Origin of the sequence: Oligella sp. HMSC09E12, from assembly GCF_001808505.1 — a bacterium.
GTDB classification, from domain to species: Bacteria; Pseudomonadota; Gammaproteobacteria; order Burkholderiales; family Burkholderiaceae_B; genus Oligella; species Oligella urethralis.
Map to the genome: position 1 here is coordinate 1 of NZ_KV793524.1, position 14,671 is coordinate 14,671.

A 14,671-nucleotide genomic window follows, 5' to 3' on the forward strand; every position below is an offset into this window, starting at 1 on the left:
AAAAATCAAGTTACACAAAATACCTTACACCCTCCCAAAAAACTTCAAACAACAACGAAAAGTAGGCTAACAGAAAAATCACAATAACACAAAGCCGTTTATAGTGTAAGCAAATCAAATGACGCAATGAAGTCAATAAATACAACAGCAGACTTAAGATTGGCGCTACATAATTTTGTGTCGAAAACCATCGCTAATCGTTCTAATACATCACAATGGCAGATTTTTGTAAAGAGAAATACTGCGTGACAATTAAAAGACTAGGGCTAACCCTAACAATTGTATTCTAAACCCTAGACTCACTGTCAAACGTTGAGCAAAATCAATGAATACACCAGTTTAGAGAGGGCGTATGTGCGCTAGTGTTAAGTTAAGGGAGAGCTTATTGTTTTCAGAAATCATCTATGTAGCAGCGACATCCTTCTTTGAATAGAATCCATGCTATAATTGCCACCACGAATGGTTCCTGAAACTTTTTTATGTCTTTTTTAAGCATCGTTCCTCAATTTTCTACACCCTTTCTTCAACATCACCATTTCTACGAAATCGGCTGGCGCGGCGGTCGATAGCGTCACTTCCTTCCTCTTAGTTGTCTTCCCCTTGTGTGTTTAATCGTCATTAACACACCATCTAATTAACAATTCAGACGTATTTGCAATTACAAGACGCTTATGGCGTGTTCCGTCACAGCAAAAAGCGACGTCTAAACGAGGTTCACATGTATTATTGGCTCATGTTATTTCTGGCAATCGTGGCAGAGGTAATTAGTACTATTGGCATGAAGTATGCATCCCTAAGTTCGCCGCTCCTTGGTTACCCCTTGATGGTGGCCATGATTTCATTTTCCTTTTATGCCTTTTCCCGTGCCGTCGTGCGCATTCCACTGGCCGTTTCTTACGCCATTTGGGAGGGCTTGGGCTTAAGCTTAACGACCATGGCGGGTATTATGCTATTTGGCGAGTACCTTAATCTTAAAGAGATTATTGCCATTGGCTTAATGATGCTAGGACTCATGCTTATCACCTTTGATAGCACAGCGGATGAAAGCGCTAGTAAAGCAAAACCATCAGCAGAACCATCAACAAGCACGGAGGTGGCGCTATGATTATTCCCGCCTCTTTATTATTAGGATCCGTGACGCTCGATCTCCTCGCAAATTATTGCGTCAAACGCTCCAAAGGCTTTAAGAAAAAAGTCTGGGCCGCAGGCAGTATTATCTTTATTATCTTGGCCTTTGTTTTACTGAGTTTTGTCGTACGTTATATTCCTCTGGGCATCGCCTATGCTGTTTGGGGCAGCTTGGGTATTTTAGGTACCGTCGCCATTGATCGCATCCTCTTTAAGTCGCGCTTAGGCAGACAAGGCATCACTGGCGTGGCGATCATTGTGATGGGAATTATTATTCTGCAAATTTAGGGGCTATGGAGGCTGCGGCTGCTGATTAGTCTCTTCCAAGCCAAGCGCTTTACCAATCTCCCTGAACAAACTAAAAAGGCCGAGATACACAAACATCCCGGCCTTTACACTATCCGTACAAAAAATGACGGGCTATTCGCCCACTGCCTGTTCAGACTTTTGGGTTAATAAAGCAATCAGATGGGCAACTGTTTCGCGCATCTCCTTACGATGCACCACCATATCTAAGGCACCCTTTTGCAGCAGGAACTCGGCACGCTGGAAGCCCTCAGGCAATTGCTCACGCACTGTCTGCTCAATCACCCGTGGACCAGCAAAACCCACCAAAGCATTAGGCTCAGCCAGCACCACATCACCCATAAACGCAAAGCTGGCGGACACACCACCCATGGTCGGATCGGTCAGAATGCTGATAAAAGGTAAGCCAGCCTCAGACAAACGAGTTAACATCGCATTGGTCTTGGCCATTTGCATCAGCGAAAACAAGCTCTCCTGCATACGCGCCCCACCGGAGGCACTGACACACACAAAGGCAGTGCGATTCTCAATTGCATGCTGAACCCCGCGCACAAATAGCTCACCCACCACCGAGCCCATTGAACCGCCCATAAAGCCGAATTCAAAACAAGCAAGGGTTGCCGGCATCCGCATAATAGTGCCGCCCACTACCACCAGCGCATCACTTTCCTTGGTGTCTTTAACCGCTTCACTAAGACGCTCGGTATAGCGGCGAGAGTCCTTAAACTTCAGCGGATCGGCGGAGCGTAAATGCTCACCAATCTTTACCCTGTCTTCGGGATCCAATAAAGAATCAATCCGGGCACGGGCATTAAGACGCATATGGTGACCACAATTAGGGCACACATTCAGGGCCTTTTTTAGCTCATCACTATAAAGTGCCGAGTCACAGCTTGGACACTTAACCCAAACACCCTCGGGAACGCGTTTAGTATTTTTATCTTCGCGATTAATTCGCGGGGGTAAAATCTTATCTAACCAACTCATGAATATTACTCTTTTTCTAATGTATCAAGGCCTTGGCGAATATCGGCTAACCAAGCACCCGCAGCCGCAGCGGCCAACTCGGCATGACGCTCCTCAACTTGTCCCGCTAACGCAGCCTGTACGGTCGTAATTAACTTACTGCCAATCACCACGGCATCTGCTACGGCAGCAATGGCGCGAGCACTGTCAACATCCTGTATCCCGAAGCCCACACCGACGGGAATATTAACAAAGCGCTTGATATTTTGAACCTTGATTTTAACATCATCCGTATCTAAAGCGCCGGAGCCTGTCACCCCCTTAAGTGACACATAGTATACATAACCCTTGGCAATTTCACCGACCTTTTTAATACGTTCATCCGTTGAAGTCGGTGCAATCAAGAAAATTGGTGCCAACTCAGCCGCTTCAAAATAAGGCGCTACCTCAGCGAACTCCTCAGGTGGATAATCCACGATTAGCACACCATCCACACCGGCCTCTGCTGCCGCTTGCGTAAATTGCTCCCAGCCCATCGCTTCAATCGGATTAGCGTAACCCATAAACACAATAGGCGTATGCTGATTATCCTCACGGAACCGGCGCACCACCTCAATCACTCCCTTAAGCGTCATGCCATTAGCAATCGCCCGCTCGGTGGCTAATTGAATCACCTTACCGTCAGCCATTGGATCGGAAAAAGGCACACCCAATTCAATCACATCCACGCCACTTTTAACCATCGCATGCATCATCGCTAGCGTGGCTTCAGCACTCGGGTCACCGCAAGTAATAAAAGGGATTAATGCCGTGCGCTCACCACAACGTGCAAAAGCCTCATCAATTCGTTTAATAGACATGTATTGCCCCTACTACAACTGGATATTGCCATAGTCGGCAACGGTGTGAATATCCTTGTCGCCACGACCAGATAAATTCACCAAAATGATCTGATTCTGCGCCATTTGCGGTGCGATACGCGCCGCATACGCTAATGCGTGCGAAGACTCTAAAGCCGGAATAATGCCCTCAATCGCACAACAATCGTGGAAAGCCTGAATGGCTTCGTCGTCATTAACGATTTCATAGCTCGCCAAACCAAGCTCTTTTAATAAGGCATGTTCAGGGCCCACGCCGGGATAGTCTAAACCCGCAGAAATAGAATGGGTGCCTTGTACCTGACCATTTTCATCCTGAATCACCATGGTGCGATTACCATGCAGCACACCAACTTGCCCCGCATTAATCGAGGCTGAATGGAGCTTGGTATCGACCCCCTTACCGCCTGCCTCAACCCCGACTAAGCGCACATGCTCATTACTCAGATAGGGATGGAAAATACCGATCGCATTCGAACCGCCACCCACAGCCGCTGTCACCACGTCGGGCTGACGACCAGCCGCTTCCTGCATCTGCTCAATCGCTTCACGCCCAATCACGCATTGGAAATCACGTACCATCTCTGGATAAGGCATGGGGCCAGCAACCGTACCGATAATATAGAAAGTATTATCGACATTCGTCACCCAGTCACGCATGGCTTCGTTTAAGGCATCCTTAAGCGTCTTGGAACCGCTATCGACAGGCACCACAGTAGCGCCTAACAGCTTCATGCGGTAGACGTTAAGCGCTTGCCGACGTACATCCTCGGCGCCCATATAGACCACGCACTCTAAACCATAACGAGCGGCAACGGTAGCGGTAGCGACGCCATGCTGACCAGCACCAGTCTCAGCGATAATGCGCGTCTTGCCCATACGACGGGCGAGTAAAATCTGACCGATACAATTATTAATCTTATGCGCTCCGGTGTGATTTAAATCCTCACGTTTGAACCAGATTTGCGCACCTCCCAAGATCTCTGACCAGCGCTTAGCGTGGTACACGGGGCTAGGGCGACCGACAAAATGCTTTAATTCATAATGAAATTCAGCTAGAAAATCGGGATCATCCTTGTATTTGGCATAGGCTTCCTTTAGCTCATCCAAGGCGTGCACTAAGGTCTCGGCCACAAAACGACCGCCAAACCGCCCGAAATGTCCTGATTCATCAGGATAGTTATACTCTCTCAAGAGACCTCCGCAGATTCATCGTATTCATATAAACTCTTGATTTTAACCTAAATTGCCCGAAGATATTTCAGACTAAGAACGATTCACAGAATGCACTTCAGGCATTTCCGCAATGGCATTCACAACCTTAGGCACTTGCTCACCGTCTTTAATCTCAACGGTAAATAATAAATTCACCACCCCTTGACGGCTTTGTGTATTTAAAGCGGCAACATTCATTTTGTGCTTAGCAAAAAGCTCGGTAATATCTCGAATCAAACCAGGACGATCGGAGGCGCTCACGGCGATATTGACCGGGTAAATACGGTCCGCCGTATTACCCCAATCTACCTCAATAATTCGCTCTGGATACTTTAGTTGCAAAGCCTTAAGACTTGGGCAGCCCTCACGGTGAATGGTCACACCACGACCACGGGTAATAAAACCATGAATCTTATCCGGCGGCACAGGATGGCAACAACGTGCTAATTGCGTCAGCAATGAATCCACCCCAACCACTAAGACCCCGTTTTTACTATCACTCTGACTGTGGCTATATTGGAGTCGCGCTAGCACCTCATCATCTGGTCCCACCGCTTCAGGCTCGGTAAAGGCTAAGCCGATATTTCTAAGGCTATACTCATCCTTTGCCACCGCCACAAAGAGATCCTCAGCTTGGCTAAAGCCCAGCTTTTCAGCTAAGTGCTCAAGATTGGTGGCGGTCTTGCCGAGACGCTGCAATTCCTTTTCAACCAATTCCTGACCGCTCACAATGCGTTTTTGCAATTCAATGGCATTAAACCAAAGACGCACTTTGGCACGGGCTCTCGGACTGGCCAGATAAGCCAATTGCGGATTTAACCAATCGCGTGAAGGACCACCTGATTTAGCCGCTATAATCTCCACCGTTTGCCCGGTTTGTAAAGGCGTATTAAGAGACACTAGCTGGCCGTCGACCCTGGCGCCCCGGCAACGGTGCCCTAAATCAGTATGCAAGCGATAGGCAAAGTCAACCGGCGTACTTCCCTCAGGCAACTCAATCACTCGTGCTTGCGGAGTTAGTACATAAATCCGTGCCGGCGCCGCCTCAGGCGCTTCGCTGTCTTTGTCAAGCGCTGCCTTAACTGGCTTGGCCTCTTTACTTTTAGGGGTAGCGGTGGTGGCTGCCTTTGCCGTACTGCTAGTGCTTGCCGCAGGCTCAAGCGACAGCACCTCGTCCGTATCACCTGCCGCCAAGACCTGCTCTTGTAGCTGCGTGGCCTCTTGTTCAGAAATACCCTCTTCACGACGCCACGACAATAACTGCCGCATCCAAGAAATCTGCCGATCGTAAAGACTAGATGCCGTGGTTTCGCCACCTTTGGCGCCGGATTCCTTGTAGCGCCAATGTGCTGCCATACCGTATTCGGCAAACTGATGCATTTCGTGGGTGCGAATTTGCACTTCAAAATTACGTCCGCTTTCGTCCTGCACCACCGTATGCAGAGAGCGATAACCATTGGGTTTAGGACGTGCGATATAGTCATCAAACTCATCCATCACCGGGGTCCACAATGAATGCGTCAATGATAATACGGTATAACAATCACGCTCGGTCTCGGTGATAATACGTATCGCCTGTAAATCATAAATCTCCTCGAACGAGAGATTTTTATTGCGCATTTTATTGTAAATACTGTAGATGTGCTTCGCTCGCCCCGTCACTTCAGAATGAATATTAAGCTGCTGCAGATTGGTATTGAGCTTATCAATAAAGCGCTGCACCAATTCCTCACGCTCAGTCCGGCGCACCTCTAATTTATTGGCAATATCACGATAAATTGCCGGCTCTAAAAAACGGAAGGAAAGATCTTCTAGCTCCCATTTAATCTGCCAGATCCCCAAGCGATTAGCTAAGGGAGCATAAATATCACGCGTTTGTTGAGCCAATATCAGTGGACATGGCCGCTTGGAATCACTATACCAACGTAAGGTCTGTAGGCGTGAAGCCAAACGCAAGATGACAATGCGCAAATCACTAGCCAGAGCCAGCAGCATCTTACGCAACATCTCCTGCTGATCCTGCACTTGCTCACTGTCTTTTTTTTCAGCCAGCGTGGCTTGAGCCCCAATACGAATTAAGGGACGAGTCCCTTGGACTAAATTCAGCACCTCTAGCCCAAAAAGCGCCAAAATTTCTTGGCGAATCTCGTGTGCTTGCTTTGGATCCGGCTCGCTCGGCAATGAAGCCAAGATACCGGCAATCATTGAGGTCACATCCATTTGCAACAAGGATAAGGAGTGCAATACGCCTTTGGCATGACGCACACAAGGCTCAGTCGTAAACATGGACTTGCCAGTGAGATGCTTTTCAGCCCACTCAATCGCCAGCCGTAGTTTCGCTGCGTCTTCCTCAGTCAAGTCTTCATAAATAGGGCTTAACCAAGACTCACTAAAATGGTGGTCATCCTCACCTGCAAGCACTTTTTTAATCATGTAGATTACTTAAAAAATGGATCAATGAATGTAGTTTGCTACTGCAAGCCATCAGTCTACAATAAGGATTGATAAACTTAGGCTATATACTTATGCACCAGGGTCATTAACCATGACGGTAGTGCATTACCATGATAACTATTGTACCGCTTACACTCGTTGCAACCGAGATTATTGAAAAGGCTTTGATATTTCATCACACTGCCCCTTAGCATGGAGTTGCCGATGCAAACTAAACATAAAACGCTACTCATTATTTGGCACAGCCGCACGGGCGCCTCCGAGCAGGCGGCAAAGGCAGCAGCGGCAGCCGCTGAGGCATTGATTGATGAGTTAGCGAGTATGGATGATACGCCGTACCAAGTGCTAGTAAAAAAGGCGGCTGAGGTGAGCTTGGCGGAGCTACTCAGTGCGCACGCCTATTTATTTTGTGCGCCAGAAAATCTCGCTAGCTTAAGTGGTCAAATGAAGGAGTTTTTTGACCATTACTACTATCCATTACTGGGGCAGATCGAGGGGCGCTACTATAGTGCCATTATCGCTGCGGGTACGGATGGCACGGCTGCGCTGAAGCAACTACAACGTATCTGCAGAGGATGGCGCTTAAATGAGGCGGTGCCTGCCATTATTCTAAACACAGCGGCAGCAAGCCAAGCGCAAATCCTAGCGCCCAAGCAACTCGGTGTAGCGCAGGTCGCTCAGGCTGAGGAAATCGGCGCCACCCTGATGGCGCTTATCTCAACCTAGGCGCTTAACCCGCATCTCTTGCAATGGTGGCAGCCTCATCGGGTGTCGGCATATTAAACACATGCCGTAAATAAGCCAAATAGGCTGGATCATCACACATGGTCTTGCTAGGCTCATCGGAAATCTTAGCCACCGGTTGACCATTGCAACGCACCATCTTCATCACAATCTGTAAGGCCGGCACGCCCATATCATTAGTCAAATTCGTGCCAATACCAAAGGAGGTTTTGCAGCGGTCCTTAAAGCGCTCGGCGATTTTCATGGCTAAAGGGATATCCAAACCATCGGAGAAAATTAAGGATTTATTTTTAGGGTCTACACGATGCGATTGATAGTGAGCCAGCATGCGCTCACCCCATTCAAAGGGGTCGCCTGAATCATGCCGCGCTCCGTCGAAGAGCTTACAAAAATAGAGATCAAAATCACGTAAAAACGCATCTAATCCATAAACGTCGGATAAGGCAATCCCTAGGTCACCACGATACTCCCGAGCCCAACGCTCAAAAGCAAATATCTGCGAATCACGTAAGCGCGGTCCCAATGCCTGACACGCCTGCAAATACTCATGCCCCATAGTACCTAAGGGCAAGGTATCATATTCACGCGCCAATAGCACATTACTGGTACCCACAAAGCATTGACCCATCTGCTCACGCAGGGTTCTGACCACTTCATAATGCCATTCACGAGAAAAACGACGCCGCGTACCGTACTCCGCCAATCGGAAAAACGCCGCTTCTGGGTCAAAGGCATGCACCTGCTCAATTTTACTTTGTAGACGGCGCCGCCCCTCCGCCAAATCCATGCTTGGGTAGTTATTACGAAAATAAACCTCGTTTACAATGGCAAGGACGGGGATCTCAAAAAGGATGGTATGTAACCAAGGCCCCTTTGCCTCAATTGAAATTTCATTAGGTGAGTCGCCCTCGCCGATAAAGAAATGACGCTCGGAGAGTTGGAACAAGCCGAGAAAATCCACAAAATCCGACTTAATAAAGCGTAAACTGCGCAAATAATCAAGCTCATCTTGCTTAAAGCGCAGACTGCATAAATGCCTGACCTCCTCTCGGATCTCATCAATGTAGGGACGTAAATTCACATTGTCGTTACGACACTTGAAACGATACTCTGCATGAGCAGCAGGGAACTGATGTAACACCACCTGCATCATGCTGAATTTATATAAATCCGTGTCCAATAATGAATTAATAATCATTTCATATCCGATAAAAAGCGCAATTATTCAATACATTATCACAGTAAAGGGTTTTCAACACTTCAGTGCTTAGGATTGGTTAAAATAACGTAATTCTAAAGGGTGCGCTTTTATCGCCCGATTTTATTTGGAGTTGTCTTCATCATGACACATGTAGTAACTGAAAACTGTATTAAGTGTAAATACACCGACTGTGTGGACGTCTGTCCTGTGGACTGTTTCTTAGAGGGTCCTAACTTCTTAGTGATTGATCCTGATGAGTGCATTGACTGTGCCGTCTGTGTCCCCGAGTGTCCGGCAAATGCAATTTTTGCGGAGGAGGATGTACCCGAGGATCAAGTCCACTTTATCCAGTTAAACGCTGAGTTGACGCCCTTATTTACCTCCATTACCCGTACCCGTGAGCCCTTGCCTGATGCGGACGAGTGGAACGGGGTTGAGAATAAACTACAATATTTAGAAAGATAATGACATCGCAATGACTGAAGTTTCTGATTTACCTTATACCGTCCAGACTGTTGTAGATAAAAAGATCTGGGTTCCAGGCAAACTGTTCTCAATTAAAACCACACGTAGTCCTGAGTTCAGTTTTAAGCCGGGGCAGTACGCACGCTTAGGTCTAGCCCTGGGTTTAGACGAGGATGAAAAAACACCGCCCGCTGCGGATATGACGTGGCGTGCGTTTTCTATGGTAAATCAGCCGGACGATGAACAGCTTGAATTCTTTGCCACCTTGGTATCCGACGGTCTGTTCAGTCCCAGTCTTTATGAATTAGAAGCCGGTGATACGATTTATATAGACAAATCGGTCTTTGGCTTTTTAACCATTGATCAATTCCCTCAAGGCGGCGATTTATGGTTACTGTCAACAGGCACCGGCTTATCCGCCTTTTTACCCATGCTGAGCGATGAAAAAACATGGCAAAGCTTCGATCGTGTGATTTTATGCCATGGTACTCGTTTTATTAATGAATTCGCTTATACTGACTTGATACAAGATGTCAAGGAGCGATATGGTGATCGTTTTGTTTACTTAGCCATTTCGACGCGCGAAGCACATCAAGACTATCCGCAAAAGCGTCTCACTGACTTAATTGTTAGTGGTGAGTTAGCGGAGCTTGCCGGACATGCGATGGATCCGGAGGTCGCACGCATTATGCTGTGCGGCAATCCAGGCATGACCACTGAAGCGCGTAAGCGCTTGGGCGAGTTAGGATTTAAATCCGGTCGCCGTGGTAATTTAGGCAACTTAGCTGTAGAAAAATACTGGTAGTTCTATCATCATCACCTTCAACTTGCGCTCGTGCTGACGGCTTTTATGGCACACGCTGGGGAGAGCAATCATGCTATACAACATCTATGAAATGAATCGTCTGATGCTGTCGCCTTTGAGCTATGCATCGTCACTAGTAGCAGAAACCTTTACCAACCCTTTCAGCCCCTATTCCTATGTGCCGGGTTCACGTCGCTTTGCTGCACGTTTTGATCTCTTTAACCGGCTTGGCAAGGAGTATGTCAAGCCAGAATGGGGGATTGATGAGGTTGAAATTAACGGTGAAATGGCTAAGGTAAGCATTGAAACCTTGGTTAACAAGCCCTTCTGTAATTTATTGCATTTTAAGCGCAGTGCCTCCAAAGACCCTGGCGGCGATCCTTCTGTGCTGATTGTGGCGCCTTACTCAGGCCATCATGCGACCTTGTTGCGCGACACCGTACGCCGTATGTTGACTGATTTTGATGTGTATGTGACTGATTGGTTGGATGCACGTACGGTTCCAGTCAACCAAGGGGCCTTTGACCTTGACGAGTATGTGTACTATTTAATCTCTTTCTTACACTCCATCAATAAGCGTGTACACGTGATGGCGGTGTGTCAGCCAGCCGTGCCAGTGATGGGTGCGGTTTCCCTCATGTCTCAACAAGATGACCCACTCGTGCCACTCAGCATGATCTTAATGGGTGGACCGATTGATACCCGCGAGTCACCGACGGTTGTCAATAACCTGGCCGACCGCCATTCGCTCGCTTGGTTTGAGACGCAAATGATTCAGCGCGTACCGCCCCGCTACCCCGGTAATGGTCGTTTAGTCTATCCGGGCTTTATGCAGCTGATGGGCTTTATTGCCATGAATCCACGCTTACATTTGAAGTCCTACCACGAGTACTACCTTGATCTAATGCGTGGTAATGAACCCGAAGCAGAAAAGCACCGTACCTTCTATGATGAGTACAATGCCGTGTGTGATTTACCGGCAGAGTTCTACTTACAAACGGTCAAAGTCGTGTTCCAAGATCATGCCTTACCCAACGGCACTTGGTATGTAGGTCATCATTTAATCGATCCTAGCAGCATCAAAGCAACCGCCTTATTGACGATTGAAGGTGAGCTGGATGATATTACTGGCATCGGTCAAACCAGTGCGGCCCTTGAATTGACGCCTAATATCCCAGCAGATAAGAAAAAGGCCTTTGTGGCTGAGGGTAGCGGTCATTACGGTATTTTCTCCGGTAGCCGTTGGCGTAATCATATTTTCCCTGTGGTTGCTGACTTTATTCATGAAGCTCAAATTGATGAAGAGGAGCAGCTGTTGGCACGCCTCAGAGCTGAAGTAGAAATCGCCATTCGCCGAGAAAATGAGGCCAAGGCGCGTGCGGCTACCCGCCAAGCGGCTCGCACAGCAAGCAAGGCTGCCAAAGAGGCAGAGCAAGCTAAAGTGCGAGAGCGCGAAGAGGCCATTGAAAAAGCCAAGCAAGAGGCGCTAGAAGCAGCCGAGGCCGAAGCTAAGTTATTAGCAGCCGCCGAGGCCAAGAAAAAAGTGGAGGCAGAGGCTGCGGCGAAAGCTGAGGCTGAAGCAAAGGCTGCTGCCGAAGCAAAAGCACGCCAAGCGGCTGAGGCGCGCGCCCGTGCTGACGCTGCGAAGAAAGCCGCTGCCACAGCGAAAGCAACGGCCGAGGCGGCCACGAAAGCAAGCAGCTCCAACACCCCGACCGCTAAACAAGGCAGTCTCGAGGGCGTAGAGCAAAGTGCCAAAGCGCCTGCCCCAGCACAAGCTGCGCCAAGCACGGCGGTCACGCCTCCGGCTGAAGCTCAACGCTCCACCCAAGCGTCTACTACGGCCACCAAGGCAGCAACAAAGACAAGTCCAGCAGCTGCTAATAAAGCCGCCCCTAAAAACGCACAATCATGAGGCAAAACAATCTAAAGCAATGAATCCATTAGTCGCACAAATTCATTCTGTTTTACCTCAAACCCAATGCACCAAGTGCGGTTATGACGGTTGCCTCCCCTATGCGACAGCCATCGCAGAGGGCGAGGCAATTAACCGCTGCCCGCCAGGGGGTGAAGCCGGCATTGCTGCACTAGCCGCACTCTTGTCTCGCCCTACGCTACCTCTAAATACGGAGGAATGCGGCGAACATGTGCCATTGCAACTAGCACGGATTGAGGAACGTCATTGCATCGGCTGTACCCTCTGTATCAAGGCCTGTCCGGTCGATGCCATTATCGGTGCGAATAAATACATGCATACGATTATGGCTGCACGCTGTACCGGCTGTGAACTCTGTGTTGCCCCCTGTCCTGTCGACTGTATTAGCATGGTGCCGGCTCAACGCCAATGGACCCAGGACGATGCAAGCGCCGCTTGGCAACATTATCAAGCACGAGAGGCGCGTCTTGAAAAAGAAGCCGCTGCGGAGCAACAGCGCTTAGCCACCGCCGCTGCACGCAGTCTAAATCAAAGTCGCCCTGCCCAACTCGCTAACACCGTCAGCAAGACAGATGAGCGTACTGACCCCAAGCAAGCTGCCATTGCCGCTGCCCTAGCTAAAGCACGGGCACGCCGTAACGCAGTTGCTACTTCTAACGATAAGAACTGATGAATAAACAAAAACGTCAAGCAATTTTTGAGCGTTTTCGTGCTGCCAATCCTAAACCCACCACTGAGTTGGTATTCCACAATAATTTTCAATTATTAATTGCGGTATTACTATCAGCACAAGCCACCGACGTCTCGGTTAATAAGGCGATGGAACCAGTATTCCTTACCGTCAAAACCCCACAAGACCTATTGGATATGGGCTTAGAGCGCTTTACTGAAGCCATTAAAAGCATCGGACTTTACAAAACTAAAGCGAAAAATGCCCTAGCTACCGCCAAGATTCTAGTTGAGCAATATAACAGTGAAGTACCTAATGATCGTGCTGCCCTTGAGTCCTTGCCGGGCGTAGGTCGTAAAACCGCCAATGTAGTGCTTAATACGGCCTTTTCCGAGATTGCAATGGCGGTGGACACGCATATTTTCAGGGTTTCCAACCGTACAGGCATTGCCAAAGGCAAAAACGTATTGGAAGTGGAGCAACGCTTACTGCGCTTGGTACCTAAGGAGTTTTTATTAGATGCGCATCATTGGTTAATTTTGCATGGCCGCTACGTTTGTACGGCACGCTCACCCAAATGTTGGCAATGCGGGATTAGTGATCTGTGCGAGTTCAAAGACAAGCTACCACACCCCGCTGTCCGCAAAAGCGTCGCTAAAAAAGCAATTAGCAAAGCAGCAAAGCAATCTATCAAAAGGATGTAAATGTTAATTCACCTCGTTGGTCTACTGCTTTTTATTTATATTTATATACGTCTGATACGCCCACTGCCGCTACGTTGGTGGTTTAAGCTGAGCTATGCCGGCATCGTACTGCTCGCGTCTCAGATTCACCTTATCCAAAAACTGCTCCCCGGCGGCTTAGCGGCACCTGAGTTACCCGCTTGGATCGTCATGACCATGGGTTGGACCTATGCTTCCATGATGGTGTTGGCCATTGCCTTACTGCTGCGCGACACCCTGCTGGCTTTAAGCTATACCCTCGATAAAGGTGAGCGGGTGCGACGTGCACTCTTATCACCGCTCAACAGCAGCTTTATGTTGATGTTTTCAACCTTTGTTTGTGCTGTCGGTGTGTGGCGTGCGGTGAGCTTTCCCAATGTCACCCATTTGGAATTGGAGTTTGATAAACTGCCCCCCGCCTTTGATGGTTATCAGGTGGTGCATCTCACCGATCTCCATGCCAGTCGCTTACTGCCGGAATCATGGCTTGAGGAAACACTTAGAATCGCCATGCATGAAAATCCCGATTTAATCCTAATCACTGGTGATTTAATTGACGGCACCCCGCAACACCGTCACCGCGATATTCGCCCCTTTAAGAGCATCACTGCCAAGGATGGGGTGTGGATCTCCTTAGGCAATCATGAGTATTATTCAGGCCTAGACGAATGGCTAACAACCTTTAAAGAAGAGCTGTTTTTACCGGTATTAATCAATGAAAATGTGCGCATTGTCCGTGGCAGTGATGAAATAGTGCTTGCCGCCATTACGGATCCGGTGGCCAAGCGCTTTGGCAAAGAGATGCCGGATATTGATAAAGCCCTTAAGGGGACTAGTGCTGAGGATATGATTATTCTCATGAGTCATCGCCCCGCTGACGCCAAGCGCCATGCCGCTAAAGGTGTGAGTCTACAGCTCTCGGGGCATACCCATGGCGGCCAACTGCTGGGGCTGAATCTAGTCACTAAAATGGCGAATCAAGGCTATTTGATGGGTCTTTATCACATTGGCGATATGTACCTCTACCTTAGTCGAGGGGCCGGCTTATGGGGCGGCTTACCCGTCCGTATTGGGGTAGAATCAGAAATCGTCTCCATTACCCTACGTTCAAAAAAAGCAAAGACAGAAAGTCAACAACCCTCTGCCTCTACTAAATAACGCAACAATACCGTGGCGTCGAA

Annotated in this window: 13 protein-coding genes and 1 pseudogene; 9 read left to right on the top strand and 5 right to left on the bottom strand. The window is 48.5% G+C overall.

Translation table 11 applies throughout. The features are described 5' to 3' along the window. Nucleotides 1-718: 718 nt before the first annotated feature. Entirely contained in the window at nt 719-1,105 is a 387-nt protein-coding gene (locus HMPREF3179_RS01645; protein ID WP_070469432.1) for a DMT family transporter, read from the top strand. Beyond that, nucleotides 1,102-1,416, top strand: a complete 315-nt coding sequence (locus HMPREF3179_RS01650) for a DMT family transporter (RefSeq protein ID WP_018026976.1) — start codon at nt 1,102-1,104, stop codon at nt 1,414-1,416. Before HMPREF3179_RS01645 ends, HMPREF3179_RS01650 begins: the two co-directional genes overlap by 4 nt. 132 nt (nt 1,417-1,548) lie before the next feature. Here the strand turns inward: HMPREF3179_RS01650 and accD are convergent, their stop codons facing one another. The 4 genes from accD to HMPREF3179_RS01670 all read right to left on the bottom strand — a co-directional run bounded on the left by accD (nt 1,549) and on the right by HMPREF3179_RS01670 (nt 6,926). Beyond that, entirely contained in the window at nt 1,549-2,421 is an 873-nt protein-coding gene (gene accD / locus HMPREF3179_RS01655; protein ID WP_048767094.1) for an acetyl-CoA carboxylase, carboxyltransferase subunit beta, read from the bottom strand. A 5-nt stretch (nt 2,422-2,426) separates the two neighbouring features. Beyond that, nucleotides 2,427-3,260, bottom strand: coding sequence for a tryptophan synthase subunit alpha (gene trpA, locus HMPREF3179_RS01660; RefSeq protein ID WP_036559975.1), 834 nt, complete (start codon nt 3,258-3,260; stop codon nt 2,427-2,429). 12 nt (nt 3,261-3,272) lie between these two features. Then, on the bottom strand, nt 3,273-4,472 hold the full coding sequence (trpB, locus tag HMPREF3179_RS01665) for a tryptophan synthase subunit beta (protein ID WP_036559978.1): 1,200 nt from the start codon (nt 4,470-4,472) through the stop codon (nt 3,273-3,275). Between the two features lie 72 nt (nt 4,473-4,544). Then, nucleotides 4,545-6,926: a RelA/SpoT family protein gene (locus tag HMPREF3179_RS01670; protein ID WP_210398740.1), complete on the bottom strand. Its 2,382-nt coding sequence runs from the start codon at nt 6,924-6,926 to the stop codon at nt 4,545-4,547. Nucleotides 6,927-7,151: 225 nt separating this feature from the next. Here HMPREF3179_RS01670 and HMPREF3179_RS01675 point away from each other — a divergent pair, with 225 nt between their 5' ends. Continuing rightward, nucleotides 7,152-7,673: an NAD(P)H-dependent oxidoreductase gene (locus tag HMPREF3179_RS01675; protein WP_036559980.1), complete on the top strand. Its 522-nt coding sequence runs from the start codon at nt 7,152-7,154 to the stop codon at nt 7,671-7,673. Between the two features lie 4 nt (nt 7,674-7,677). Here the strand turns inward: HMPREF3179_RS01675 and pncB are convergent, their stop codons facing one another. Next, nucleotides 7,678-8,889, bottom strand: coding sequence for a nicotinate phosphoribosyltransferase (gene pncB / locus HMPREF3179_RS01680; RefSeq protein WP_070469433.1), 1,212 nt, complete (start codon nt 8,887-8,889; stop codon nt 7,678-7,680). A gap of 144 nt (nt 8,890-9,033) precedes the next feature. Here pncB and fdxA point away from each other — a divergent pair, with 144 nt between their 5' ends. From fdxA to HMPREF3179_RS01710, 6 genes and pseudogenes are all read left to right on the top strand, one after another. Then, the gene (gene fdxA / locus HMPREF3179_RS01685) at nt 9,034-9,357 is read left to right on the top strand and encodes a ferredoxin FdxA (protein WP_026156897.1); all 324 of its coding nucleotides are present in this window, start codon (nt 9,034-9,036) and stop codon (nt 9,355-9,357) included. 10 nt (nt 9,358-9,367) lie between these two features. Beyond that, nucleotides 9,368-10,162, top strand: coding sequence for a ferredoxin--NADP reductase (locus HMPREF3179_RS01690; RefSeq protein WP_018026968.1), 795 nt, complete (start codon nt 9,368-9,370; stop codon nt 10,160-10,162). Between the two features lie 70 nt (nt 10,163-10,232). Further along, a pseudogene (locus HMPREF3179_RS01695) lies at nt 10,233-11,453 on the top strand (polyhydroxyalkanoate depolymerase); the annotation flags it as partial. Nucleotides 11,454-12,096: 643 nt separating this feature from the next. Next, nucleotides 12,097-12,768, top strand: a complete 672-nt coding sequence (rsxB, locus tag HMPREF3179_RS01700; protein ID WP_070469434.1) for an electron transport complex subunit RsxB — start codon at nt 12,097-12,099, stop codon at nt 12,766-12,768. Further along, the gene (nth, locus tag HMPREF3179_RS01705) at nt 12,768-13,472 is read left to right on the top strand and encodes an endonuclease III (protein ID WP_070469435.1); all 705 of its coding nucleotides are present in this window, start codon (nt 12,768-12,770) and stop codon (nt 13,470-13,472) included. The genes rsxB and nth overlap by 1 nt, the downstream gene beginning before the upstream one ends. Continuing rightward, nucleotides 13,473-14,648, top strand: a complete 1,176-nt coding sequence (locus tag HMPREF3179_RS01710) for a metallophosphoesterase (protein WP_070469436.1) — start codon at nt 13,473-13,475, stop codon at nt 14,646-14,648. The last annotated feature ends 23 nt before the right edge of the window (nt 14,649-14,671 follow it).

What these genes read in the sequence shown, in the direction of transcription:
- HMPREF3179_RS01645 (WP_070469432.1), top strand. Translation starts at nt 719, where the DNA reads ATGTATTATTGGCTCATGTTATTTCTGGCAATCGTGGCAGAGGTAATT.
- HMPREF3179_RS01650 (WP_018026976.1), top strand. Translation starts at nt 1,102, where the DNA reads ATGATTATTCCCGCCTCTTTATTATTAGGATCCGTGACGCTCGATCTC.
- accD (WP_048767094.1), bottom strand. Translation starts at nt 2,421, where the DNA reads ATGAGTTGGTTAGATAAGATTTTACCCCCGCGAATTAATCGCGAAGAT.
- trpA (WP_036559975.1), bottom strand. Translation starts at nt 3,260, where the DNA reads ATGTCTATTAAACGAATTGATGAGGCTTTTGCACGTTGTGGTGAGCGC.
- HMPREF3179_RS01670 (WP_210398740.1), bottom strand. Translation starts at nt 6,926, where the DNA reads ATGATTAAAAAAGTGCTTGCAGGTGAGGATGACCACCATTTTAGTGAG.
- HMPREF3179_RS01675 (WP_036559980.1), top strand. Translation starts at nt 7,152, where the DNA reads ATGCAAACTAAACATAAAACGCTACTCATTATTTGGCACAGCCGCACG.
- pncB (WP_070469433.1), bottom strand. Translation starts at nt 8,889, where the DNA reads ATGATTATTAATTCATTATTGGACACGGATTTATATAAATTCAGCATG.
- fdxA (WP_026156897.1), top strand. Translation starts at nt 9,034, where the DNA reads ATGACACATGTAGTAACTGAAAACTGTATTAAGTGTAAATACACCGAC.
- HMPREF3179_RS01690 (WP_018026968.1), top strand. Translation starts at nt 9,368, where the DNA reads ATGACTGAAGTTTCTGATTTACCTTATACCGTCCAGACTGTTGTAGAT.
- rsxB (WP_070469434.1), top strand. Translation starts at nt 12,097, where the DNA reads ATGAATCCATTAGTCGCACAAATTCATTCTGTTTTACCTCAAACCCAA.
- nth (WP_070469435.1), top strand. Translation starts at nt 12,768, where the DNA reads ATGAATAAACAAAAACGTCAAGCAATTTTTGAGCGTTTTCGTGCTGCC.
- HMPREF3179_RS01710 (WP_070469436.1), top strand. Translation starts at nt 13,473, where the DNA reads ATGTTAATTCACCTCGTTGGTCTACTGCTTTTTATTTATATTTATATA.